Source organism: Arthrobacter globiformis (assembly GCF_030818015.1).
GTDB classification, from domain to species: Bacteria; Actinomycetota; Actinomycetes; order Actinomycetales; family Micrococcaceae; genus Arthrobacter; species Arthrobacter globiformis_C.
On record NZ_JAUSZX010000001.1, the window covers coordinates 271,304 to 293,138 of the forward strand.

Consider the following 21,835-nt stretch of genomic DNA (forward strand, 5'->3'; position numbering starts at 1 on the left):
GTCTGACATTCTTAGGTGACCGGGGAAACGCCAGAATCAGGAGCTACCCTGCGGCCCACGCAACAACCAGCAGCGTTCCAACGCACAGGATGGTGGTGCAGAGGATGACGTCGCGGGCCACGGTCATGCCGCGGCCGTAGGGGGAGGCGAAGAGGAAGACGTTCTGCGCGGTGGGGAGGGCGGCCATGATCACGCTGGCCAGCAGGTGCTGTCCCTCCAGGCCAAAGAGAAAGCGGCCCAGCAGCCACACAATGAGCGGCATGCCGGCGATCTTGAGGAAGGTGGCCACAAGCGTCTCGGTGCGGCCGTCGCCCTTCTGCAGCGGCGCCCTCCCGGCGAGCGACAGGCCAAAGGCGAGAAGCACCATGGGGACAGCCCCGCCGGCAAGCATGTCGATGGGTTTCTGCAGCAGCTCGGGTTCCTGCCAGCCAGTCACGGCAACCACGACGCCGAGCGCGGAGGCGATGATCATGGGGTTGGACAGCGGCTGGAACAGCACCTTCTTCCACGAGATCCGGGCACCGGAGAACAGCCCCAGGAGCGTGAGGTAGAACGGGGCCATGACCAGGAGCTGCACCAGGAGCACCGGGGCCACGTGCTGGGCGGTGCCGACGGCGTACAGCGAGACCGGAATGCCGATGTTGTTGGCGTTGGCGTAGCTGCTGGCCATCGCGCCGACGGCGGTCTCCGCAGCGGGGCGCCGGAAGAACAGGAAGCTCAGCAGCCAATAAAGAAGCCCCACCGCCGTTGCCGAAAGCAGCGCCAGCGGGGCGTCCGTTCCGAGTGCGGCACGGATGTCCGAGCCGGCCACCACGGTATAGAGCAGGGCGGGGTTGGTGATGTAGAAGGCGGTGCGGGTCAACGCACCCTGGACTTCCGGCCCCAGGACGCGGAACCTGGCAGCGAGGTAACCGACGGCGATGACTGCAGAAACGATGAGTATTCCGGAGACGACGCCGCCCACTCTTGACCCTTCTATTCATGTGTATTCCGCACGGCCGGCTCCCGTTGCGCGAGGAGGTCCGGCCGTGCGGAGGATGGAGACCGCGCTACCGCGGCAGCCCTAGCGGACCAGGCAGGGGCGCTTCGGGTCGAAGGACCAGCCGTCGATGTAGTACTGCATGCCGATGCTGTCGTCGCGGGCATCCAGTCCGTGCTCCAGGTACAGCTGGTGCGCCTTGTCCAGCGCACCGCGGTCCAGTTCGATGCCGAGCCCGGGGGCGTCCGGAACCTCGATGGCGCCGCCCTTGATCTGCAGCGGGTTCTTGGTGAGGCCTTGTCCGTCCTGCCAGATCCAGTGCGTGTCCAGCGCTGTGATCTCTCCGGGTGCTGCCGCACCGGTGTGCGTGAACATGGCCAGCGAGATATCGAAATGGTTGTTCGAGTGCGAGCCCCAGGTCAGGCCGAACTCGTTGCACAGCTGCGCCACGCGGACCGAGCCGTGCATGGTCCAGAAGTGCGGGTCCGCCAGTGGAATGTCGACGGCGTTGCTGCGGATGGCGTGGGACATCTCCCGCCAGTCCGTGGCGATCATGTTGGTGGCCGTCTTCAGTCCGGTGGCGCGGCGGAATTCCGCCATGACCTCGCGCCCGGAGAAGCGGCCTTCCGCGCCGCAGGGGTCCTCGGCGTAGGCCACGACGCCCTGCATCCGCTTGCCCAGCCGGATGGCCTCCTCGAGCAGCCAGCCGCCGTTCGGATCCAGCGTGACGCGGGCATCAGGGAAGCGCTTGGCGAGGGCCGTGACCACGTCCACCTCGTCGTCGCCGGAGAGCACGCCGCCCTTGAGCTTGAAGTCACTGAAGCCGTAGCGCTCCTGCGCGGCTTCGGCCAGGGCAACAACGGCCTCGGGAGTCATTGCCTCCTGGCGGCGCAGTTCCTCCCAGCGGTCCGACGGCGCGTCCTCCACCAGGTAGGGCAGTTCCGTCCGCTTGTGGTCGCCGATGAAGAACAGGTATCCGAGCATGGGCACGGACGTCCGCTGCTGCCCGTCGCCCAACAGTTCTGCCACGGGGACGCCAAGGAACTGGCCGTGCAAGTCCAGCAGCGCGGATTCGACGGCGGTGACGGCGTGGACGGTGGTGCGCAGGTCGAAGGTCTGCAGGCCACGGCCGCCGGCGTCGCGGTCGGCGAACTCGGCCGCGATTTCGCGGAGCAGGGAGCGGTAGCGGGCCACGGGCTTACCGGCGATCAGGCTGCCGGCTTCCTCGATGGTGGTGCGGATCTTCTCTCCGCCGGGCACCTCGCCGAGGCCGGTCCGGCCGTCGGAGTCCGTCACGATGACCACGTTCCGGGTGAAGAACGGCCCGTGGGCGCCGCTGAGGTTCATCAGCATGCTGTCATAGCCCGCAACCGGGACTACTTCCACGCGGGCAATTGTCGGCTGGGCGGTCACGCGTTGACCTCCTCTTTCTCTGCGGCGGGGACCACGTCACCGTCGATCCGGCGGTTCAGCTGCCACGGGTTGGCGTCCTTGAGCGGTGCGGGCAGCAGTTCCTGGGGCAGGTTCTGGTAGGCGACCGGCCGGAGGAACCTGTTAATTGCCAGCGTACCGACGGATGTGGTGCGCGTGTCAGACGTGGCGGGGAAGGGGCCGCCGTGAACCATGGCGTGTCCAACTTCGACGCCGGTGGGCCAGCCGTTCACGATGATGCGTCCCACCTTCTGTTCCAGGGCAGGGATCAGGCGTGCCGCCGTCGGGTAGTCCTCTTCGGTGAGCTGCAGGGAAGCGGTGAGCTGCCCCTCAATCCGGTTAGTGGCCTCGATGAGTTCCTCGGCTGAGGAGTAGCGGATCACCAGGCTGGCCGCGCCGAAGATTTCCGCGTGCAGGACCTCGTTGCTGATGAAGTTGCTGATGTCCGTGCCGAAGATGGCCGGTGCTGGGGCGTTCTGGGTGGGACCGGGAGCTCCGGTGCCGACGACGGTCACGTTCTCGGCGGCGCCGAGCGCCTCGGTTCCGGAGTTCCAGGAACCGGCGATGCCCGCGGTCAGCATCGTCTGTCCGGCACATGTGGAAACAGCGCGTCCGACGGCGGCAGCCAGTTTGTCGCCTGCCTCACCGGCGGGGGCGAACAGCAGGCCGGGGGAGGTGCAGAGCTGGCCGGAGCTGCCGGTGACGGCGGTGACGTACTGCTGCGCCAGGGCGTCGATTTTTTCGGCGGAGCCGTTGAGGGCACCGGGGAAGACGAACACGGGGTTGAGGGAGGACATCTCCGCGTAAACGGGGATGGGTTCCGGGCGTGCGGCGGCGGTGCGCATCAGCGCGATGCCGGCGCTCTGGGAGCCGGTGAAACCGACGGCCTTGATGGCCGGATCGGCCACGAGGGCTTGGCCGATGCTGCTGCCCGGGCCGTAGATGAGGGAGAAGACGCCCGGATGGAGACCGAAGTCCTTGACCGCCTTGGCGATGGCCTGGCCCACCAGTTCGCTGGTGCCGGGGTGGGCGTTGTGTGCCTTGAAGACCACGGGGCAGCCGGCGGCGAGGGCGGAGGCGGTGTCCCCGCCCGCCGTCGAGAAGGCCAGCGGGAAGTTGCTAGCGCCGAAGACGGCGACAGGGCCCAGCGGGATCTGGCGCTGGCGGATGTCAGCGCGCGGCAGGGGCGTGCGGTCCGGGAGTGCGGGGTCGATGCGGACGCCGCGGAAGTCGCCCTGGCGGACGACATTCGCGAAGAGCCGCAGCTGTCCCGTGGTGCGGGCGCGTTCGCCCTGCAGCCGGGCGGCGGGCAGGCCGGTCTCTTGGCCGGCGCGGACGCTCAGTTCGTCGCCGATGGCTTCGATGTTGTCCGCGATGGCGTCCAGGAATGCGGCGTGGGTTTCGGGGTCAAGCGAGCTGAAGGACTCGAAGGCCTCGGCGGCCGCGGCCGTGGCGGCCTTGAGCTGCTCCTCAGTGAGCAGGGTGTAGGCGGGCTCAAGCTGTTCGTTGGTGGCCGGGTTGAAGGCGAAGGTGGTCTTGCCTTCGCCGGCAACGGCTTGTCCGGCAATCAGGGAGTGTCCGGTGAGGGTCACGATTTGTTCCTCCTGGGTAAAGGTGGGAGCTGGCTGTTAGGAGACCTTGGCGATGAGTACCTTGAGATCCGCGAGGTCCTGCACCGCCATGTTCTGCAGCGGGGGACGGACGCCGCCGGCGGAACGGCCGATGGCGTCCAAGCCGCCTTTGACGATGGAGACGGCGTAGCCCTTCACGCGGTCGCGGATGTCCAGGTAGGGGATGACGAACTCGTTGAGCTTCTGGTTGACGGCCACGCGGTCGTTGTTGCGCACGTCCTTGTAGAAGTCGAGCGCGAACTGCGGCACGAAGTTGTACATCGCGCTGGAATAGGTGCTCATGCCCAGCTGCAGGAGCGGCAGCGCGAAGGTCTCTGCCGTGGGGAGGCCGCCGAGGTAGAACAGGCGGTCGCCCAGCTTGGCGTAGACGCGGGCGTCGTGCTCGAGGTCGCCCACACCGTCCTTGAAGCCAATCAGGTTTTCGTGCCGGTCCGCCAGGGTGGCTACCGTGGTGTCCTTGTAGATGGCGTTGGCGCGGTTGTAGATGATCACGCCGAGCGACGTGGCCCGGCAAACGGCGCTGACGTGCTCGATCAGGCCACCCTGGTCGGCTTCGGTCAGGTACGGCGGCAGGAGCAGGATGCCCTCGGCACCGGCGGCCTCGGCAGCCCTGGCGTTCTCGATAGCCTGGGCGGTGGAACCGCCGGCGGAAGCCAGAACGGGGACGGTGCTGCCGACTTCCTCGACGGCGGCGCGGACCACGCGGGCCGACTCGGCCGGGGTGAGGGAGAAGCCCTCACCCGTGCCGCCGGCGGCGAAAAGCCCTGCCACGGGGTAGCTGGCCTGCCACGCCAGGTGCTTGCGGTAGTTCTCCTCGTCGAACTGCAGCTCTGCATCGAAGGAGGTCACGGGGAAGGACAGCAGCCCGTCCTTGAGGGTGTTGGCGAGTTCCTGGGGTGAAAGTTTTGCCACGGGATGTCCTTGGAGTCGGTGCCGGAAGCGGCGCGGGCTGGCTAGTGGTTCCTTTTTAGACTAGGGAGGCCCGTCCATGCCTGTCCAAGTGCATTTTTGTATCTATTGATACCCTCGCTGCATTGAGCCGTCGGAGCCAAGGCGCTCAGTTGGCCGCAAACTCCAGATCGCGCAGCAGGCGCACCAGTGCCGGGTTCTTGGCATCACGGCTCCAGATGGCATGCAACTCCACGGGCTCCTCCTCACTGCTGGCCAGTCGCAGGAACGAAACCCCGCGGATGCCCAGTGCAGTTGCCGAGTGCGGCACAAAGGCCACGCCGCGCTTGGCGGCGACGAGCGAGACCATGGTGAGGATCTGGCTCACGGTGTGCACCACGTTTTCGTGCCGGACCGCGTGCAGGCGGACCACGAGGTCGTAGAAGTACCTGGCCTGCGTGGGCGAGTGCATGATGAGCGGCTCGTCCTTGAGGTCCTCGTTTTCGATGTCCCGCTTGAGATCAGTAAGGGGATGCGATGCGGGCACCGCCAGCACCATGGACTCGCGGTACAGCAAGTGCGAGTCGAAAACTTCCGTGTCGAAGGGAGGGCGCGCCAGGCCCAGGTCCAGCTCGCCGGTGAGCAGGCCCTGGATCTGCTCGCCCGTGACCAGCTCCTGGAGATCGATGTCCACGTCCGGCACTATTGCGCCGATTTCTTCCAGCAGCGGGCCAAGGATGCTGAACCCACTCGCCGCCGTGAAGCCGATGCGAAGGTGGCCCTGCCGGCCGGAGGCGATGCGCCGTGCGGTTACCGGTGCCCGGTTGGCCAGTGCCATGAGTCTGCGGGCTTCGTCAAGGAAGGCCCGTCCGGCGGCGGTCAGCTCAACCCGGCGGTTGTCCCGCTCGAGGAGTTCGGCCCCCACCGTCTTCTCCAGTTTCTGGATCTGGCGGCTGAGTGGAGGCTGGGTCATGTTGAGGCGCTCGGCGGCCCGGCCGAAGTGCAGTTCCTCGGCGACGGCTATGAACCCGGTCAGCTGGTCGAAGGTAAACATGATGCTCTCCCGGTATTACTCGATGCATATTTGGGCTTAGACATGCATCATAGTGCCTCCCTACACTCGACCTAGCGAGCCGGGCAGTGACCCGGTTCACATCCCCCTACGGGCTGAGGCAGCCCGCAGTGCAAACGAGGAGTTTCAATGATGCACTTCCCCAACCGCCGCGCCATTCTCGGAGCCGCGTCCGCCATCACCCTGTTGGCCCTGACCGCATGCGGCAACGTTTCCGGCGGCAGCAACGATTCATCGAAGTACCCTAACGGCCCGGTCAACCTCACCGTCGGCCAGGCGCCCGGCGGCAGCACCGACCTCATCGCTCGTGCCATCTCCGAAGGCGCAGCCAAGACCCTCGGCGCACCGATGCCTGTGGTAAACAAGCCGGGTGCCAACGGCGCACTTGCCAGCAAAGAGGTGGCAGGAAAGCCGGCGGACGGCCAGAACCTCCTGCTCATCAACGCTTCCCTGATCACCATCACGCCGCTGGCTGTGACCCAGGACGAGGCCGTCAACATCGATGACTTCGACATCATCACCGGGCTGTCCCAGGACGATTATGTCCTGGTTGCCAGCGAAAAATCCGGCTTCAAATCCATCAAGGACGTGACCTCGGCCGGCCGCAACGTCACTTACGGCACTACTGGCGTCGGCACCGGCAGCCAGCTCGCCCAGACCGTTCTCTTCAAGCAGGCCAACGTGAAGGGCACCGACGTTCCCTTCGACAGCGGCAAGCCAGCACTGACCGCCGTCCTGGGCAACCAGGTGGAACTGGCCACCATCCAGCTCGGCGAGGCCATGCCCCAGATCGAGGCCGGCAAGGTGTCCCCGCTGCTCGTCTTCTCGGAGGAGCGCAACTCCTTCCTGGCTGACACACCCACCGCAAAGGAATCCGGCTATGACGTTCCGGTCGCTCAGTACCGTGCCGTCGCCGCTCCCAAGGGAACCCCGCAGGAAGTCAAGGACAAGCTCCTTGCCGCCATCCAGGACACCCTGAAGTCGGATGCGTACAAGGAGTTCAACAAGAAGAACATGCTGACCCCGAAGGAAATCTCCGGTGAGGAAGTAGTCACGCAGTGGAAGGACTACGCAGCCAAGTACAAGGCCCTGGTGGAGAAGTACAGCATCAGCCTCGCCGGGAACAAGTGATTCCTGTGCAGGCACCATCACCGGTATCCGGCGGAGGAGACAGTTCCAACGCTGTTTCCTCCGCCGGGAACGGCACCAACGATCTCCCTGACGTTGAGCTTGATGATCTGACGCCCGAGCAGCTGGCGGCCCAGTGGGAGGAAGAAAAACCGCCGGCCGCCGGCGCGATGGCCAACGTGGGGTCCTCCCTCGTGGTCATCGGCGTCGGCATCGGAGCCGTGGTCCTGTCCATCGCAATGGGTCTGGGCACACCGTCCGCCCCGCAACCCGGCCTGTGGCCCTTCATGATCAGCTGCGTCATGGTGGTCCTCGGGCTGTTCCAGCTGATCATGGGCCGGCACAACCGGGACGCGGAGAAGTTCACCCGCATGTCCGTGGCCCCGCTGACCGGTCTGGTCACCCTGGCCGCCATGGTGGCCCTCATGCCGCTGGCCGGCTTCGAACTGCCCGCCCTGGTGCTGTGCATCATCTGGATGCGCTTCCTCGGCGGCGAAACCTGGCGCTCCACGCTCGTGGTCAGCGCCGTCGTCGTGGCAGCTTTCTACGGCATCTTCGTGACGGCGCTCAACACTTCCATCCCCCACCTCTTCTAGGAGACCACCGTGGATTTCCTGAATCCCGTGATCAACGGATTTGCAGTCGTCCTGGAGCCAATGAACCTCCTGTACTGCCTGATCGGCGTCGTCATCGGCATGCTGATCGGTGTATTGCCCGGTCTGGGGCCCGCGGCAACCATCGCCATCCTGCTCCCGCTCACCTACAACGTTGAGCCCGTCACCGCCATCATCATGCTGGCCGGCATCTTCTACGGTGCCCAGTACGGCGGCACCATCACGTCGGTGCTGCTGCGGCTGCCCGGCGAGGCATCCTCGGTAGTGACTGTCTTCGACGGCTACCAGATGGCCAAGCAGGGACGGGCCGGCACGGCCCTGGGCCTGGCATCCATTGGCTCGTTCATTGGCGGCACCGCAGCCATCATCGGTCTGACGTTCCTGGCTCCGATCGTGGCGAGCTTCGCCCTGGACTTTGGTCCCGCCGAATACACCGCCCTGGCGCTGCTGGGCATCCTGCTGGTGGCCACCATAAGCAGCGGCTCAAAGACCAAGGCACTCATCGCCGCCGCCCTCGGCCTGCTGCTGGCGACCGCTGGCCGGGACATCTTCACCGGTGAAAACCGGTTCACCTTTGGCAGCCTGGAGTTGGCCGACGGCATCGACTTCGTGCCGATCGCCATGGGCATCTTCGGCCTCGGCGAGATCCTCTACAACCTCGAGGAGCGCCACCGCGCCGCAAAGGCGCCCTCCGCCGTCGCAAACGTCTGGCCCTCCCGGGGTGACCTCAAGCAGGCGTCCGGTGCCATCGGGCGCGGCTCGGTCCTCGGGTTCTTCCTGGGCATCCTGCCCGGCGGCGGTGCCACCATCGCCTCCATGGCCTCCTACGCCATGGAGAAGAAGCGCGCCAAGCAGCCCGAGCGCTTCGGCAAGGGCGCGCCGGAGGGCGTGGCCGGGCCGGAAACCGCCAACAACGCCGCGGCAACGTCCTCGTTCATTCCGCTGCTGACCCTCGGCATCCCGGCCAACGCCACCATGGCGCTGATGTTCGGCGCGCTGCTGATCCAGGGCGTCACCCCGGGTCCGCAGCTCGTGGAGCAGGACCCGGAACTGTTCTGGGGCGTGGTGAACTCCATGTACATCGGCAACATCCTGCTGCTGATCATGAGCCTGCCGCTGGTGGGGATCTTCGTGAAGATCCTCCGCGTCCGCGCCGCCATCCTGGCGCCCATCACGGCGCTGATCACCCTGCTCGGCGCGTACACGATCAACAACAGCATGTTCGACGTGACGCTCGTGGTTGTCTTCGGAATCATCGGCTACCTGATGAAGAAATTCGGCTTCGAACCGGGTCCGCTGGTGCTCGCATTCGTGCTGGGCTCCCTGCTGGAGAGCTCCCTCCGCCGCGCCCTGCTGGTGTTTGGCGGCGACCCGCTGGGCTTCTTCAGCCGCCCCATCTCCGCCACGCTCCTCATCGTCTTTGTGGTCGTGGCCGCGCTTCCGGGCATCCGCTCCGCGCTGGCCAAGCGCAAGGCCACAGACGCCGCGGGAACCACCGCCACAGAAATCAAGGAGAAGGTATGAGCATCATCGTTGGATTCGTTCCCACCCCGGCGGGGGAGGCCGCCCTCGCCGCCGGCATTGCGGAGGCCCGCCTCCGCAACCAGGATCTGGTGATCGTCAACTCCGCCCGTGAAGGCGCCCTGGTGGACAAATCCGTGGCACCGGACGACGTCCTGGCCAAGGCCTCCCGGCAGGCAGAGGATGCCGGCGTGACGGCCCGGGTGATCCAGCCGCCCTATCAGCACGATCTGGCGGATGAGTTCCTGGACGTCGCCCGGGAGGAAGATGCCTCCCTGATCGTCATTGGGCTGCGGCACCGAACGCAGGTGGGCAAGTTCATCCTCGGCAGCCACGCCCAGCGCATCCTGATGCAGGCGGACCGTCCCGTTCTGGCCGTGAAGGCCGACGGCGGGCAGTTTTAGTTCCCGAAGCACCGCTTGGTAAGAGGCGGGCCGGCACCCGAACAGGATTCCGGCCCGCCTCAGCCTTATCCCGCACTCTTTAAAAGGAAAGACCATGTCCACTCTGATGGCACCCACTCTGACCGAAGCCACGCCCCGCCAACGCCGTCCGCGGAGGCAGCCTCTCGCCGCCGGCGAGCCGGCCGTGACGTCGGACTCATTACTGCTTTCAACGGAATAACAGGGACTGCGGGGACCTTGTTATAAGCGGGCGCCAACCACCGGCTGCCTCGTGAAAGGACCTCTTTGCCTACTGCTTTCATCCCGTTCACCATGTGTGCCACGGTCCGCGACGACCACCGGCGTTCCTTCCGCACCGATCTGGAACGCCTCACCTCTGCCCACCGTGGCTGGGCGCCGTTGGACATGGTCAAGTCCACCAACACCAAGGCTCTCCTCCGCGGAGCGATCCCGCAAAGCGTGCACACCGCCACCGATGCTAGCCTTGCCCGTTACCTCCAGGAACGCCTGACCGCCGGCACGGATATCCATCTGGATCTCACCGTCAGCATCGAGCGGTAACAGAATCCTGCGTAGCCCCGGACCGCTCAGGTCCGGGGCTTTTCCATGTTGCGCTATGTGATGATGAATGGGACCGGCAAGCGGATCCGGCCGGTCGGTGGCAATGGGTTTATGACAAGGAGCGCTATGACCGGCAGCAAGTTCTTTCTCGATAAGGCCGATCCGGCCAGTTGGCGGGCGCTGAACGGGCTCGCGCTGAAAGTCGCCGACGCTGCCGGACAGGCAGGCCTGCCCAGATCGGTCATTGAACTGCTCAACGTCCGGATCTCCCAGCTCAATGGCTGCGCCTACTGCCTGGACCTGCACGTACGCCTCGCCCGAGAAGCCGGAGTCAGCGACCAGCAGCTCGCCGTGCTACCCGCCTGGCGCGAAACCGCCGTCTTCACCGACACCGAGCGCGCCGCCCTCATCATCGGCGAAGCCGTCACCGGACTTCCCGGGCACGACAGCCTCCACGCCAACATGACAACAGCGCGGGCGGCGCTGACCGACGACCAGTACTCGGCCCTGCAGTGGGCAGCCGTTTCCATGAACGCCTTCAACCGCGTTTCCATCCTCAGCCGCCACCCGGTCAACCCCCGCACCTCCGCCGCGCCCACCGGCCCCGGCCGTGAACCCGTTGGGAGCCAGGCATGAGCAATCTGGAAGCCGTCCCGGAGGAAATGCTCTGCGGAGAGGAGGGGCAGCCTGCAGGCATCGAATTCCTTCCCCCGCGCGAAGTGCCCCTCGGCGGGCCACGCGCCATGCCGGTGCGACGCACCCTGCCACAGAAACAACGCAGCCTCATCGGTTCCTGGTGCTTTCTTGACCACTATGGCCCGGACCTCGTCTCCTCCTCGGGAGGCATGAAGGTGGCGCGACACCCACACACCGGACTGGCCACCGTCAGCTGGCTGTTCACCGGAGAGATCGAGCACCGCGATTCAGCAGGGTACACGGCCACCGTCCGCCCCGGGGAAGTGAACCTCATGGTCGCCGGCCGGGGGATCTCCCACCAGGAGCTGTCTACCCCGGATACAACCGTCCTGCACGGCGCGCAGCTGTGGTTTGCCTTGCCAGACTCCACGCGCCAGATGGCCCCCACGTTCGAGCACTATGCCCCTGAGCCGGTGCTCATTGGGAGCGCGGAACTCAAGGTCTTTCTGGGATCCTTGGCTGGCTCCACCTCCCCGGTGCAGACCTACACTCCGCCGCTGGTCGGGGCCGAGGCCACAATCCGCTCTGGCGAGGCCTTGGAACTGGATCTGGATCCGACCTTCGAGTACGGCATCCTGCTCGACACCGGAGACCTGATCCTCAACGGCTCAACCCTGCCCGTGGACCACCTCGCGTACCTGCCCCCGGGGCAGTCCCGCCTGGTCCTGGAAGCCCGGGACACCCCCGTGCGGGTGCTCATCCTGGGCGGCGAGCCTTTGGGGGAGCAGATCGTCATGTGGTGGAACTTCATCGGCCGGACGCACGAGGAAGTCGTCGCCTACCGGACAGCGTGGCAGGAAGAAATTGGCGCCGAACCCGCCGCCCCGCCGAGCGGCAGCACCTACCCCGACGGCGCTCCGTACCCCCGCTTCGGCCCTTTCCCGCAAGGAACACCCGCCCCACTGCCCGCACCCGTCCTGCCCAACGCCCAGTTGCGGCCCCGCGGCTAGTACACCGAACACAGGAGTCCCATGGAACAGGCGACAACCATCACCGTCCGGCACGCCGTCGACAAGCACTGCTACGAGCTCGTCGACGGGGAAACGGCTATCGGCAAGACCGAGTACGTGCCCGCCAGCGGGCCGGACGACAAGGAACGGATTTTCTACCACACCGAGGTCAGCGAGGCCTATGCCGGCAAAGGCCTCGCCACGGTCCTGGCCAAGCACGCCCTGGACGACACCATCGCCGCCGGGCTGACGATCATCCCCGTCTGCCCCTACATCAAAGGCTGGCTTCGCCGACACCCCGACTACCAGCAGCACACGGCACCGATCCTGCCGGAGCACCTGGCCGCCGTCGACCGCATCTTCACCCCGTAGGCACAAGCGCGACCCACCCGCTGTCAGCCGTGCAGCCGTTGTCGGTATCGCCTGGGGGTCTCGCCGGTGTCGTTGAGGAAGTGGCGGTTGAAGTTGGACAGGTTGGCGAAGCCGACTTCGTAGCAGATGTCAGAGATGGCCCTGTCGCTGTGCTCCAGCAGGCGGCGTGCGTGGGCAAGGCGCAGTTTGCGGACCAGATCGCTGAAGTTCTGGCCGGTGGAACGCTTGAAGTACTTTGAAAATGTTGGTTCGGTCATGCCCACCAGGGCAGCGGCTTCGGACATTTTGATGCTGCCGGCATGGTTGCTAAAGACATACTCGAGGACGATGTCGACGACGGCGGCGGCTTGGCCATTGAGCTGCGGTCTGAACCATTCCTCGGCCAGGTAATGCCGTTCCTCCTGCGGCGCCCGCGCAAGAAGGGTGAAGAGCTCCAGAAGGTGGTGCAGCCGCTCCAGCCCGTGTGATTCACCCATGGCTTCGATGGAGGCTGCGGCAGCCCTGGCGGTGCGGCCCGTGAACTCGATCCCGCGCGCAGACTGCTCCAGCAGGGGCTTGACCTCCTCCATCTCGGGGACGGTCAAGGCGGTTTGTTGGACCCACTTCCCGTCGAACTGGATGACGGCGTCCCGCTTCTTCAGCACTTCGCCGGGTTCGAGGTCGCTGACCCAGTCGTGGGGCAGCCCTGATCCAACCAGGGATACGTGGCCTGCCTCGAAGGTACCGATATGGTCACCGACGATGAATTTTCCGGTGCCCTTCCGGATGAGGTGGATCTCATATTCGGGGTGATAGTTCCACCGTGCCACCGGGCTGGGATAGTCGTGCTCGTGCCACCGGACCGAATGCTCCGGGTCGGGCGGGATGACTTCCCGGTTGGCGCGCATCCCCAGGAGCCTCTCGGCAAGCCTGGCCGTTGCTCCGTCATTCGCGTCCGCGGCAGTCATCGTGGTTCTCCGTACTGGATGGTTATGAAATATGGACAGCTCCCAAGGGGTCTTCCCCTAGATTAGTGCCCTTTCGCTCCCACGCACCGGAAAATTTGTATCAGAAATTGGCAACCACAGCGCTAGTTGTGCCCTGTCCCACAGGCCTAATCTTGAGGAACATCAGCGCGGCACATCGGATTCCCCGATGCGTTGCCTCGCTCCGGCCCGGTACTTCGACGCAGCTGTCGAGTGCAGTGGCTGTGCACCCTCATGAAGAACAAAGGAGTCCTTAAATGCGCCCAAAAATGCGCGCTGCCTCACTGGCCGCCGGAGCAGTTTGCTTGGTCCTGTCCGCTTCGGCCTGTTCCGGCGCCGGTGGGGGCACGGCTGCCGGTGATCAAAACAGCATCAACGTGCTGATGGTGAACAATCCCCAGATGGAAGATCTGCAGCGGCTGACTGCGGATAACTTCACCAAGGAAACCGGCATCAAGGTCAACTACACGATCCTCCCGGAGAACGACGTCCGGGCGAAGATCAGCCAGGAATTCTCCAGCCAGGCCGGCCAGTACGACGTGGCATCACTCTCGAACTACGAGATTCCTTTCTACTCTGAGAACAAGTGGCTCGCGCCCCTGGACAACGTATCCAAGGACGCCGAGTTCAACCAGGCAGATATTCTGCCCGCCTACACGGCTTCCCTGACGGGCACGGACGGCAAGCTTTACGGGGAGCCGTTCTACGGGGAGTCTTCCTTCCTGATGTACCGCAAGGACATCTTTGACGCCAAGGGCCTGACCATGCCGGAGAAGCCCACCTGGGATCAGGTGGCCGATCTTGCTGCAAAGGCTGATGGTGCGGCTCCCGGCATGAAGGGCATCTGCCTGCGTGGCCAGCCCGGCTGGGGCCAGGTTTTCGCCCCGCTGACCACCGTGGTTAACACCTTCGGCGGCACCTGGTTCGACAAGGACTGGAATGCCAAAGTCAACGCCCCCGAGTTCACCGAGGCGACCGAGTTCTACACCAAGCTTGTCCGCGAACACGGCGAGGCCGGGGCCGCCCAGGCTGGATTCACCGAGTGCCTGAACAACATGAGCCAGAGCAAGGTGGCCATGTGGTATGACGCCACGTCAGCTGCCGGCGCGCTGGAAGCCACCAGTTCCCCCGTGAAGGGCAAGATCGGCTATGCCCAGGCCCCAGTGAAGAACACGAAGTCCTCCGGCTGGCTGTGGACCTGGTCCTGGGGCGTCCAGGCTGCGTCCAAGAAGCAGGACGCTGCCGCGAAGTTCATCGCCTGGGCCAGTTCGAAGAAGTACGAGGAACTAGTTGCATCCAAGCTCGGCTGGGCGAAGGTTCCGTCCGGCAAGCGCATCTCCACGTACGAGAACGCTGAGTTCCAGAAGGCAGCCCCGTTCTTCAAGGCCGAACGCTCAGCCATAGAAAGCGCCGACCCGAAGAACCCTGGTGTGCAGGAACGACCCGTGGTCGGCATCCAGTTCGTCGGGATCCCCGAATTCGCTGACCTAGGCACCACGGTCTCCCAGGGTGTCAGCTCCGCCATCGCAGGCCAGGGTTCCGTGGCCGACGCACTGGCCAAGGGCCAGGACGCCGCTCAAAAAATCGGCGACAAGTACAAGAAGTAACCATCCACCAACCGGTTCCGTGGCCCGCCCCGGGCGGCCACGGAACCGCAGGAGACCATCATGACTACCGCAACAGCGCGCATCTCCCGTTCCGGGCACAGCGCAACCAAACCATCCAAGAACGCCAGATCCCGTGAACGCGCTCTGGCCTGGGCACGGCGTGCGCCGCTGCTGCCGGCCCTGATCTTCCTCATCATCGTCACGCAGTTGCCCTTCGTGGTGACCCTGATCATTTCGTTCCTGAACTGGAACAGCCTCCGCCCGGACCAGACCGGATTCGCCGGCCTGAGCAACTACGTCGAAGTCCTCACCAACGCCGACCTGCGCCAGGCCATCTTCACCACCATCATCCTCACCGTCTCCGTCGTCTTGGCAAGCCTGGTCATCGGCCTCGGCCTGGCACTGCTGCTGGACAAGAAGTTCATCGGGCGCGGCCTTGCCCGCACCCTGCTGATCGCGCCGTTCCTGGTGGTGCCGGTGGCCGCTGCCCTGATCTGGAAGCACGCACTGCTCAACCCGACGTACGGGCTGGTGAACGGCGTCCTGACCTGGATCTGGTCCCTGTTCGGCAGCGACACCCCGCCGCAGCCGGACCTCCTGTCCCAGGCGCCGCTGATGGCCGTCATCATCTCCCTGGTCTGGCAGTGGACGCCCTTCATGATGCTCATCCTGCTGGCCGGCCTGCAGTCCCGGCCGATGGACACCGTAGAAGCCGCCCAGATGGACGGTGCCACGTCCTGGGCTATTTTCCGGCACCTCACCCTGCCGCACCTGCGCCAGTACCTGGAACTCGGTGGCCTGCTCGGCGCGATCTACATCGTGCAGAACTTCGACGCCGTCTTCACCCTCACCTCCGGGGGCCTGGGAACAGCCAACCTGCCCTACGCCATCTACCAGACGTTCTACTTCGCCAACGAATACGGCCTGGCGTCCGCCGCCGGCGTCGTGGTGGTCATCGGCACCATCATCGTGGCGACCTTCGCCCTCCGCACCGTATTCTCGCTCTTCAAGAAGGAGGCAGCACGATGAGCACCCTCACCCCTGCCGCACCCCAAAGCACAACCCCCGGGCCGACCGCGCTCAACACGGGATCACGCCGCCGCGGCAAATCCCGCATGGATCCCACCCGCAACAACACCGCCGCAGGCATCGCGGCCTGGCTGCTGGCCCTGCTGTTCGCCGCCCCGGTCCTCTGGATGATCCTGACCTCCTTCCACTCGGAGACGGACGCAGCAACGAACCCACCGTCAGTGGCCGCGAACCTCACACTGGACGCCTATAAGGAGTTCTTTGGGGCCAGTTCCGGCGTCAGTCCCTGGCCTCCGCTGATCAACTCGGCAACCGCTTCTATTCTCTCCACCGTTTTGGTGCTGGTTCTGGCCATCCCGGCCGCCTACGCATTGTCCATCCGCCCGGTGAAGAAGTGGACCGACGTCATGTTCTTCTTCCTCTCCACGAAGATGATGCCCGTCGTGGCCGCAGTCCTGCCCCTGTTCCTCTTCGCAAAGACCGCCGGGGCCCTGGACAACATCTGGTTCCTGATCCTGATGTACACCTCCATGAACCTCCCCATTGCTGTCTGGATGATGCGCTCCTTCCTAGCGGAAGTACCGGTGGAAATGCTGGAGGCTTCACAGATCGACGGCGCCAGCCTGCTCCTTACCCTTCGCAAGATCATCGCCCCCGTCGCGATGCCCGGCATCGCCGCCACCGCCCTGATCTGCTTCATCTTCAGCTGGAACGAATTGCTCCTGGCCCGTGTCCTCACCGGCGTCATGGCCGGGACAGCACCGGTGTTCCTGACCGGCTTCGTCTCCAGCCAAGGCCTCTTCCTCGCGAAAGTCTGCGCGGCCGCCGTCGTGATCTCCCTGCCGGTGCTGTTCGCAGGTTTCGCCGCGCAGGACAAGCTCGTCCAGGGCCTCTCTCTCGGCGCCGTCAAGTAGCCAGCCACCCCCACTTCGATTCCTGGAGGAATGCTTCGATGACAACACCCACCGCACAGTCCCGCACCCACACGGACGCCGAACTGCCCGCCACCATGCGCGCCTCGGTCCTGAAGCGCCAGGGCGACATGGCCATGGAAACGCTGCCCGTCCCGCAGCTCGAGCCGGACCAGGTCCTGGTCCAGGTGGCCGCCGTCGGCGTCTGCGGCAGCGACGTCCACTACTACGAACACGGGCGGATCGGCGACTACGTCGTGGACCACCCGCTGATCCTTGGCCACGAACTCTCCGGCCGGATCGCCGCCGTCGGAACCGCGGTGGACCCTGACCGCATCGGCAAGCGCGTCGCCGTCGAACCCCAGCGCCCCTGCCGCACCTGCAAACAGTGCAAGGCCGGACGCTACAACCTGTGCCCGGACATTGAGTTCTACGCGACCCCTCCGATCGACGGCGCCTTTGCCGAATACGTGACCATCCAAGGCGATTTCGCCTACGACATCCCCGACAGCGTCAGCGACGAGGCCGCCGCCCTCATCGAACCGCTCTCGGTGGGGATATGGGCCTGCGAACGTGCCGAAATCCGCCCCGGAAGCCGCGTCCTCATCGCGGGAGCCGGCCCCATCGGCATCATCGCCGCCCAGGCCGCCCGCGCCTTCGGCGCTACCGAAATCCACATCACTGACATCGCAGAGGACCGCCTGGCCTTCGCCCTGGAACACGGCGCCACGCACGCGCTCAACGCCAGGACAGACAGTGTGGAAGGGCTCGACGTCGATGTGTTCATTGATGCTTCCGGCGCACCTCAGGCTGTCCGCTCCGGCATCAAAGCCGTGGGACCGGCCGGCAGGGTCATCCTCGTCGGGCTCGGGGCGGACGACGTCGAACTCCCCGTCTCGTATATCCAGAACCGGGAGATCTGGCTCTCCGGGGTCTTCCGCTACACCAACACCTGGCCCTTGGCGATCCAACTCATCGCTGACGGAAAAGTCGACCTCGACGTCCTGGTCACCGGCAAGTTCACCCTCGCCGAATCCGAGGAAGCACTCAAAGCCGGCAAACAGCCGGGCCAGCTCAAAGCCGTCGTCTACCCCGGCCGCTAAGCGGATCACTGCACCGCCGCAGCCCGGCAGCAACCACGTTCAGCCACCACCTGCAAGGAAGCAGCCATGTCACCACACGAGAACGGTCCCGAGCCAGACATCTCTGACGACGTAGCCCTGATCACGGTCATCGGTGAGTCACTCGTTGACATCATCGATGACCAGCGCCGGGGAAACGGCGCCCCCGAGATGCACCCGGGCGGCAGCCCCCTCAACGTTGCCGTCGGCTGCGCCCGTCTGGACCTCCGCACTAAACTCGTCACGCACTTCGCCGAGGACGATTACGGGCGCATGATCGCTGACCATCTGGACAGCAACGGTGTCGAGAGCATCGTCGGCGGCTCCGAACCGACCTCAACCGCCCTGGCGTCGCTGGATGCTGCCGGAGCAGCGCAATATACGTTCTCCATCAGCTGGGACCTCAACGGTGCGTCCATACCTGCCCTGGCAGCCGCGGAGAGTTCGCTCCATGTCCACACTGGGTCCATTGCGACAGCACTGCCCCCTGGCAACAAGTCGGTACGGGGCCTAATCGAAGCAGCACGCCCGCACGCCACAGTCAGCTTTGACCCCAACTGCCGGCCGGCCATCAGCCCGGACGTGGCCGCGGCACGGGAACAAGCCGAAGACTTTGTGGCCGCCAGTGACATCGTCAAAGCCAGTGACGAGGACCTGCTGTGGCTTTATCCAGACAGGACGCTGGAGGAATCGATGGCGGCCTGGCTGGAGCTCGGACCGTCGCTGGTGGCACTGACCCGCGGCGCCCATGGCCCCGTAATCCTGACAAGGTGGGGACGCGTGGAAATGCCGGGGGAGTCCATCACGGTGGCAGACACCGTCGGGGCGGGGGACTCCTTCATGGCCGGCCTGATCTCCGGGCTCGCCCAGATGGACATGCTCGGGGCCGCCGCCCGGCCACACCTGCGTGACCTGTCCATGGGTGAACTGCACGCCTTGGCCGCGTATGCGAACCGGGCCGCTGCCATCACCTGCTCACGGCCCGGGGCCAACCCGCCCACGTCAGCCGAGCTGGGTTCCCTGACAGGCTCCTTTTCCGCCCAGAAGGCGTGACCATGCAAACACTCAGTAACAGTCCCCTCCCCGGGATGCCTGCACCGGTGGCCACACCCTCCTACGACCGGGCGAAATTGGTTTCGGGCATCGTCCACTTCGGCGTCGGCGGATTCCATCGCGCCCATCAGGCCATGTACCTGGACCGGCTCATGAATGCCGGGCAGGCGCACGACTGGGCCATCCGCATCGTCTCGCTCACGGTGACCGAAGGTGGCTACAACTTCCACCACGTCACCGGCGACTTCGACGCCGATAACCCCGACGTGATCCACGGCCTCCAGCCCGGCGCCGCGCCCAAGACGACCTTTGGGCTAATCACCGAGGCGCTCGCCAGGCGGCGGGCACGCGGGCTCACTCCGTTCACCGTGATGTCCTGCGACAACATCCAGGCCAACGGCGACGTCGCCCGCAAGATGTTCACGGCGTTTGCAAACCTTAAAGACCCGGGATTAGGCGCCTGGGTCGCCGAAAGCGTCCCCTTTCCCAACAGCATGGTGGACCGGATCACACCGGTCACCACCGACGGTGACCGGGCCGCTCTTGCCGAGGAATTCGGCGTCGAGGACGCTTGGCCGGTGGTGTGCGAACCGTTCGAACAGTGGGTCCTCGAAGACAACTTCAGCCTCGGCCGCCCTCCGTTCCAGGACGCGGGTGTCCAGCTCGTGGACGACGTCGAACCCTACGAACTGATGAAGCTGCGTTTGCTCAACGCCAGCCATCAGGGCATGTGCTATTTCGGCTACCTCGCCGGCTACCGTTACGCGCACGAAGTCGCCCAGGACCCGCTGTTCGCCCGGTTCCTGCTCGACTACATGGACAAGGAAGCCACACCCACGCTCCAACCCGTGCCCGGCATCGACCTCGGATCTTACAAGCAAACCCTGATTGAGCGGTTCTCCAACCAACACGTCAAGGACACTCTCGCCCGGCTGTGTGCGGAGAGCTCCGACCGGATCCCCAAATGGCTGTTGCCGGTGATCCGCATCAACCTGGACAACGGCGGACAGATCCACCGCTCCGCGGCAATTGTCGCCAGCTGGGCCCGCTACGATGAAGGCAGCGACGAACAAGGGAACTCCATTGACGTCGTCGACCGGCTCAAAGAACCCCTGATGACCTCCGCCGCGCGCCAGCGTGAGGACCCGCTGGCCTTCGTCTCCAACCGTGAGGTCTTCGGCGACCTGATCGATAACCGACGCTTTGTGGACGCATACACGCGGGTTCTCGGTGACCTCCATTCCGATGGGGCCGCGGCAGCCCTGCAATCCCTCACGGCCCGCTCCTAGAAGACCGAATGTCCAGACCGAAAATGCCTGTCACCGCCGGCTCGCCCCGTACAGGGCGATCACGTCCCACCATGCGCCACGTCGCCGCATTGGCCGGCGTGGGAACCAAGACGGTCTCCCGTGTTGTGAACGGCGAACCGAACGTCTCCGAGGCGACCATTGAACGCGTCCGTCACGCGATAGAGCGGTTGCATTACCAACCGAATCTGGATGCCGCGAACCTCAAGCGGGCAAACGGCAGGACACTGACGCTCGGGTTTCTGGTTGGGAACCTGGCCGATCCGTTCTCCGCTGCGGTCCTGCGAGCAATTGAGGAGAAGGCATGGGAACGGAAGACTGCCGTAATTTCCGCCAGCCATGATTACGACCCCGACAGGGAGTTACGAATCATAGAGAACTTCCTGGGCCGACGTGTCGACGGGATCATCCTGGGATCAGCCAGCGGAAGGCACTCATTCCGCGCCCTGGAAGCGGCCGAGGGCACGGCGCTCGTCTTCTTGGGCGCACCACCCATCGGAGTGCCTGCAGATACGGTGACCACTGACAACGCCGCCGGCGCTGCGCAGGCCGCTGACCATCTCCTCGGATTCGGCCACGGCCGGACCGCGTGCTGCGGCGCCGTCGCCGAAAGCCCGAGTCCTGCCGCTGAAGAACGATACCGCGGATTCATGGAGAAACTCGGCCAAGCGGGCATCACAGCTTGCGACATAACCGTTCTCCAGAACCTGATCTCCCAAGACATGGAAGGAATCGGGCGAATCGCGGCAGAAAGACTGTTTGCGCGGATCGACGGTTCCTCCGAGGAACCCGCGACGCACCTCATCCCCGGCAACGCTGAAAGAGCGCGGCAGTCCCGGGAACGCTGAAAGAGCGCGGCATCCCCGGCAACGCTGAAAGAGCGCGGCAGTGGGGAAATCCGTTCGCGGTCTGAAAGCAGGCGACCATACGTTTCGGCGGGCATAAGCTAATACCAGAAGGTCGCATCCAGCACCGGAGCTAAACGTGGACACTGAAACCGCCGACGTAGTCGGTCATGACGTCACCACCATCACCTGTGTGTGCGGCAATACGGTCAGCCAGGCCGGATTGATACAAGCCAACTCACAAGGCGTCCCCGTTTACGCCGGAGGAAACACCTCCGTTCCCGCGGAGCTGGCGGAATGGCCTGCGGATGAGGATCTCTATACCCTCTGTCCCTCATGCGGCCGCGTGTACCGTGACTCCATAGTCGAAGAGACAGGGACCGCACCGGTTGCTTTTCGGGTGGACGTCACCGCCGCCCCAATCGCAGAGGCGATCCGAGCCCACTGGAATCTCAGCACGTAGGCCATGCGGGAGCGCTTGGCGTCAGGCGTCCTCATAGGCGAGGTTGCCGGAGAGTGCGCGGTAGGCGCCGGCCTGGTTTCTGGCGGCAGTGTCTGTCAGACACCACCCCTAACCTTCAGGGCTGTTTTGCCGGCTATGAGAACCGCTGATGGCAAATAGTCGATATTCCGACGGCCGCCGACATACGGTGGGCTAAGCCGACAAATGTGAATACTCTCAAGGCGCCGGGGTACGGGAAGACTGAAGAACACCCCGGAGGTGCCACGCAGGAACCACCGATAAAGGAG

22 protein-coding genes are annotated in these 21,835 nt (G+C 65.0%); 16 read left to right on the forward strand and 6 right to left on the reverse strand.

What is annotated here, in order from left to right; translation table 11 throughout:
• Nucleotides 1-43: 43 nt before the first annotated feature.
• The 5 genes from QFZ23_RS01265 to QFZ23_RS01285 all read right to left on the reverse strand — a co-directional run bounded on the left by QFZ23_RS01265 (nucleotide 44) and on the right by QFZ23_RS01285 (nucleotide 5,983).
• Nucleotides 44-964: an AEC family transporter gene (locus tag QFZ23_RS01265; protein ID WP_306920149.1), complete on the reverse strand. Its 921-nt coding sequence runs from the start codon at nucleotides 962-964 to the stop codon at nucleotides 44-46.
• A 99-nt stretch (nucleotides 965-1,063) separates the two neighbouring features.
• Nucleotides 1,064-2,392 (reverse strand): enolase C-terminal domain-like protein, encoded by a 1,329-nt coding sequence (locus QFZ23_RS01270; protein ID WP_306920150.1) that lies wholly within the window; start codon nucleotides 2,390-2,392, stop codon nucleotides 1,064-1,066.
• The gene (locus QFZ23_RS01275; RefSeq protein WP_306920151.1) at nucleotides 2,389-4,002 is read right to left on the reverse strand and encodes an aldehyde dehydrogenase (NADP(+)); all 1,614 of its coding nucleotides are present in this window, start codon (nucleotides 4,000-4,002) and stop codon (nucleotides 2,389-2,391) included. Before QFZ23_RS01275 ends, QFZ23_RS01270 begins: the two co-directional genes overlap by 4 nt.
• Before the next feature lie 36 nt (nucleotides 4,003-4,038).
• On the reverse strand, nucleotides 4,039-4,953 hold the full coding sequence (gene kdgD, locus QFZ23_RS01280; RefSeq protein ID WP_306920152.1) for a 5-dehydro-4-deoxyglucarate dehydratase: 915 nt from the start codon (nucleotides 4,951-4,953) through the stop codon (nucleotides 4,039-4,041).
• A gap of 145 nt (nucleotides 4,954-5,098) precedes the next feature.
• On the reverse strand, nucleotides 5,099-5,983 hold the full coding sequence (locus tag QFZ23_RS01285; protein ID WP_306920153.1) for a LysR family transcriptional regulator: 885 nt from the start codon (nucleotides 5,981-5,983) through the stop codon (nucleotides 5,099-5,101).
• A 147-nt stretch (nucleotides 5,984-6,130) separates the two neighbouring features.
• Here QFZ23_RS01285 and QFZ23_RS01290 point away from each other — a divergent pair, with 147 nt between their 5' ends.
• From QFZ23_RS01290 to QFZ23_RS01325, 8 genes are all read left to right on the forward strand, one after another.
• On the forward strand, nucleotides 6,131-7,132 hold the full coding sequence (locus QFZ23_RS01290) for a tripartite tricarboxylate transporter substrate binding protein (protein WP_306920154.1): 1,002 nt from the start codon (nucleotides 6,131-6,133) through the stop codon (nucleotides 7,130-7,132).
• A 5-nt stretch (nucleotides 7,133-7,137) separates the two neighbouring features.
• Nucleotides 7,138-7,725: a tripartite tricarboxylate transporter TctB family protein gene (locus QFZ23_RS01295; protein WP_306920155.1), complete on the forward strand. Its 588-nt coding sequence runs from the start codon at nucleotides 7,138-7,140 to the stop codon at nucleotides 7,723-7,725.
• 9 nt (nucleotides 7,726-7,734) lie between these two features.
• Nucleotides 7,735-9,267 carry a tripartite tricarboxylate transporter permease gene (locus QFZ23_RS01300; RefSeq protein WP_306920156.1) on the forward strand — a complete coding sequence of 511 codons (1,533 nt, stop codon included), beginning with the start codon at nucleotides 7,735-7,737 and terminating at the stop codon, nucleotides 9,265-9,267.
• Nucleotides 9,264-9,668, forward strand: coding sequence for a universal stress protein (locus QFZ23_RS01305; protein WP_306920157.1), 405 nt, complete (start codon nucleotides 9,264-9,266; stop codon nucleotides 9,666-9,668). The genes QFZ23_RS01300 and QFZ23_RS01305 overlap by 4 nt, the downstream gene beginning before the upstream one ends.
• Nucleotides 9,669-9,953: 285 nt before the next feature.
• Nucleotides 9,954-10,229 carry a hypothetical protein gene (locus QFZ23_RS01310; RefSeq protein ID WP_306920158.1) on the forward strand — a complete coding sequence of 92 codons (276 nt, stop codon included), beginning with the start codon at nucleotides 9,954-9,956 and terminating at the stop codon, nucleotides 10,227-10,229.
• Between the two features lie 126 nt (nucleotides 10,230-10,355).
• The gene (locus QFZ23_RS01315; RefSeq protein WP_306920159.1) at nucleotides 10,356-10,865 is read left to right on the forward strand and encodes a carboxymuconolactone decarboxylase family protein; all 510 of its coding nucleotides are present in this window, start codon (nucleotides 10,356-10,358) and stop codon (nucleotides 10,863-10,865) included.
• Nucleotides 10,862-11,875: a pirin family protein gene (locus tag QFZ23_RS01320; protein ID WP_306920160.1), complete on the forward strand. Its 1,014-nt coding sequence runs from the start codon at nucleotides 10,862-10,864 to the stop codon at nucleotides 11,873-11,875. The genes QFZ23_RS01315 and QFZ23_RS01320 overlap by 4 nt, the downstream gene beginning before the upstream one ends.
• A 21-nt stretch (nucleotides 11,876-11,896) precedes the next feature.
• Nucleotides 11,897-12,247 carry a GNAT family N-acetyltransferase gene (locus tag QFZ23_RS01325; RefSeq protein ID WP_306920161.1) on the forward strand — a complete coding sequence of 117 codons (351 nt, stop codon included), beginning with the start codon at nucleotides 11,897-11,899 and terminating at the stop codon, nucleotides 12,245-12,247.
• Between the two features lie 23 nt (nucleotides 12,248-12,270).
• Here QFZ23_RS01325 and QFZ23_RS01330 read toward each other — a convergent pair whose 3' ends face one another.
• Entirely contained in the window at nucleotides 12,271-13,194 is a 924-nt protein-coding gene (locus QFZ23_RS01330) for an AraC family transcriptional regulator (RefSeq protein ID WP_306920162.1), read from the reverse strand.
• Between the two features lie 275 nt (nucleotides 13,195-13,469).
• Here QFZ23_RS01330 and QFZ23_RS01335 point away from each other — a divergent pair, with 275 nt between their 5' ends.
• The 8 genes from QFZ23_RS01335 to QFZ23_RS01370 all read left to right on the forward strand — a co-directional run bounded on the left by QFZ23_RS01335 (nucleotide 13,470) and on the right by QFZ23_RS01370 (nucleotide 21,548).
• Nucleotides 13,470-14,819 carry an ABC transporter substrate-binding protein gene (locus QFZ23_RS01335; protein WP_306920163.1) on the forward strand — a complete coding sequence of 450 codons (1,350 nt, stop codon included), beginning with the start codon at nucleotides 13,470-13,472 and terminating at the stop codon, nucleotides 14,817-14,819.
• Nucleotides 14,820-14,879: 60 nt separating this feature from the next.
• Nucleotides 14,880-15,848, forward strand: coding sequence for a carbohydrate ABC transporter permease (locus QFZ23_RS01340; RefSeq protein WP_306920164.1), 969 nt, complete (start codon nucleotides 14,880-14,882; stop codon nucleotides 15,846-15,848).
• Complete coding sequence (locus QFZ23_RS01345) at nucleotides 15,845-16,762, forward strand: carbohydrate ABC transporter permease (protein WP_306920165.1); 918 nt, start codon at nucleotides 15,845-15,847, stop codon at nucleotides 16,760-16,762. Before QFZ23_RS01340 ends, QFZ23_RS01345 begins: the two co-directional genes overlap by 4 nt.
• Before the next feature lie 38 nt (nucleotides 16,763-16,800).
• Nucleotides 16,801-17,862, forward strand: a complete 1,062-nt coding sequence (locus QFZ23_RS01350; protein WP_306920166.1) for an NAD(P)-dependent alcohol dehydrogenase — start codon at nucleotides 16,801-16,803, stop codon at nucleotides 17,860-17,862.
• A 66-nt stretch (nucleotides 17,863-17,928) separates the two neighbouring features.
• Nucleotides 17,929-18,933 carry a carbohydrate kinase family protein gene (locus QFZ23_RS01355; protein ID WP_306920167.1) on the forward strand — a complete coding sequence of 335 codons (1,005 nt, stop codon included), beginning with the start codon at nucleotides 17,929-17,931 and terminating at the stop codon, nucleotides 18,931-18,933.
• Between the two features lie 2 nt (nucleotides 18,934-18,935).
• On the forward strand, nucleotides 18,936-20,222 hold the full coding sequence (locus QFZ23_RS01360) for a mannitol dehydrogenase family protein (protein WP_306920168.1): 1,287 nt from the start codon (nucleotides 18,936-18,938) through the stop codon (nucleotides 20,220-20,222).
• 8 nt (nucleotides 20,223-20,230) lie between these two features.
• The gene (locus tag QFZ23_RS01365) at nucleotides 20,231-21,088 is read left to right on the forward strand and encodes a LacI family DNA-binding transcriptional regulator (protein ID WP_306920169.1); all 858 of its coding nucleotides are present in this window, start codon (nucleotides 20,231-20,233) and stop codon (nucleotides 21,086-21,088) included.
• Nucleotides 21,089-21,224: 136 nt separating this feature from the next.
• Nucleotides 21,225-21,548 (forward strand): hypothetical protein, encoded by a 324-nt coding sequence (locus tag QFZ23_RS01370; protein ID WP_306920170.1) that lies wholly within the window; start codon nucleotides 21,225-21,227, stop codon nucleotides 21,546-21,548.
• Nucleotides 21,549-21,835: the final 287 nt, after the last annotated feature.

Bases quoted from the DNA above. Each gene is read 5' to 3' on its own strand.
- QFZ23_RS01315 (WP_306920159.1), top strand. From the start codon at position 10,356: ATGACCGGCAGCAAGTTCTTTCTCGATAAGGCCGATCCGGCCAGTTGG.
- QFZ23_RS01340 (WP_306920164.1), top strand. From the start codon at position 14,880: ATGACTACCGCAACAGCGCGCATCTCCCGTTCCGGGCACAGCGCAACC.
- QFZ23_RS01320 (WP_306920160.1), top strand. From the start codon at position 10,862: ATGAGCAATCTGGAAGCCGTCCCGGAGGAAATGCTCTGCGGAGAGGAG.
- QFZ23_RS01350 (WP_306920166.1), top strand. From the start codon at position 16,801: ATGACAACACCCACCGCACAGTCCCGCACCCACACGGACGCCGAACTG.
- QFZ23_RS01345 (WP_306920165.1), top strand. From the start codon at position 15,845: ATGAGCACCCTCACCCCTGCCGCACCCCAAAGCACAACCCCCGGGCCG.
- QFZ23_RS01355 (WP_306920167.1), top strand. From the start codon at position 17,929: ATGTCACCACACGAGAACGGTCCCGAGCCAGACATCTCTGACGACGTA.
- QFZ23_RS01290 (WP_306920154.1), top strand. From the start codon at position 6,131: ATGATGCACTTCCCCAACCGCCGCGCCATTCTCGGAGCCGCGTCCGCC.
- QFZ23_RS01360 (WP_306920168.1), top strand. From the start codon at position 18,936: ATGCAAACACTCAGTAACAGTCCCCTCCCCGGGATGCCTGCACCGGTG.
- QFZ23_RS01325 (WP_306920161.1), top strand. From the start codon at position 11,897: ATGGAACAGGCGACAACCATCACCGTCCGGCACGCCGTCGACAAGCAC.
- QFZ23_RS01285 (WP_306920153.1), bottom strand. From the start codon at position 5,983: ATGTTTACCTTCGACCAGCTGACCGGGTTCATAGCCGTCGCCGAGGAA.
- QFZ23_RS01365 (WP_306920169.1), top strand. From the start codon at position 20,231: ATGTCCAGACCGAAAATGCCTGTCACCGCCGGCTCGCCCCGTACAGGG.
- QFZ23_RS01335 (WP_306920163.1), top strand. From the start codon at position 13,470: ATGCGCCCAAAAATGCGCGCTGCCTCACTGGCCGCCGGAGCAGTTTGC.
- QFZ23_RS01330 (WP_306920162.1), bottom strand. From the start codon at position 13,194: ATGACTGCCGCGGACGCGAATGACGGAGCAACGGCCAGGCTTGCCGAG.
- QFZ23_RS01305 (WP_306920157.1), top strand. From the start codon at position 9,264: ATGAGCATCATCGTTGGATTCGTTCCCACCCCGGCGGGGGAGGCCGCC.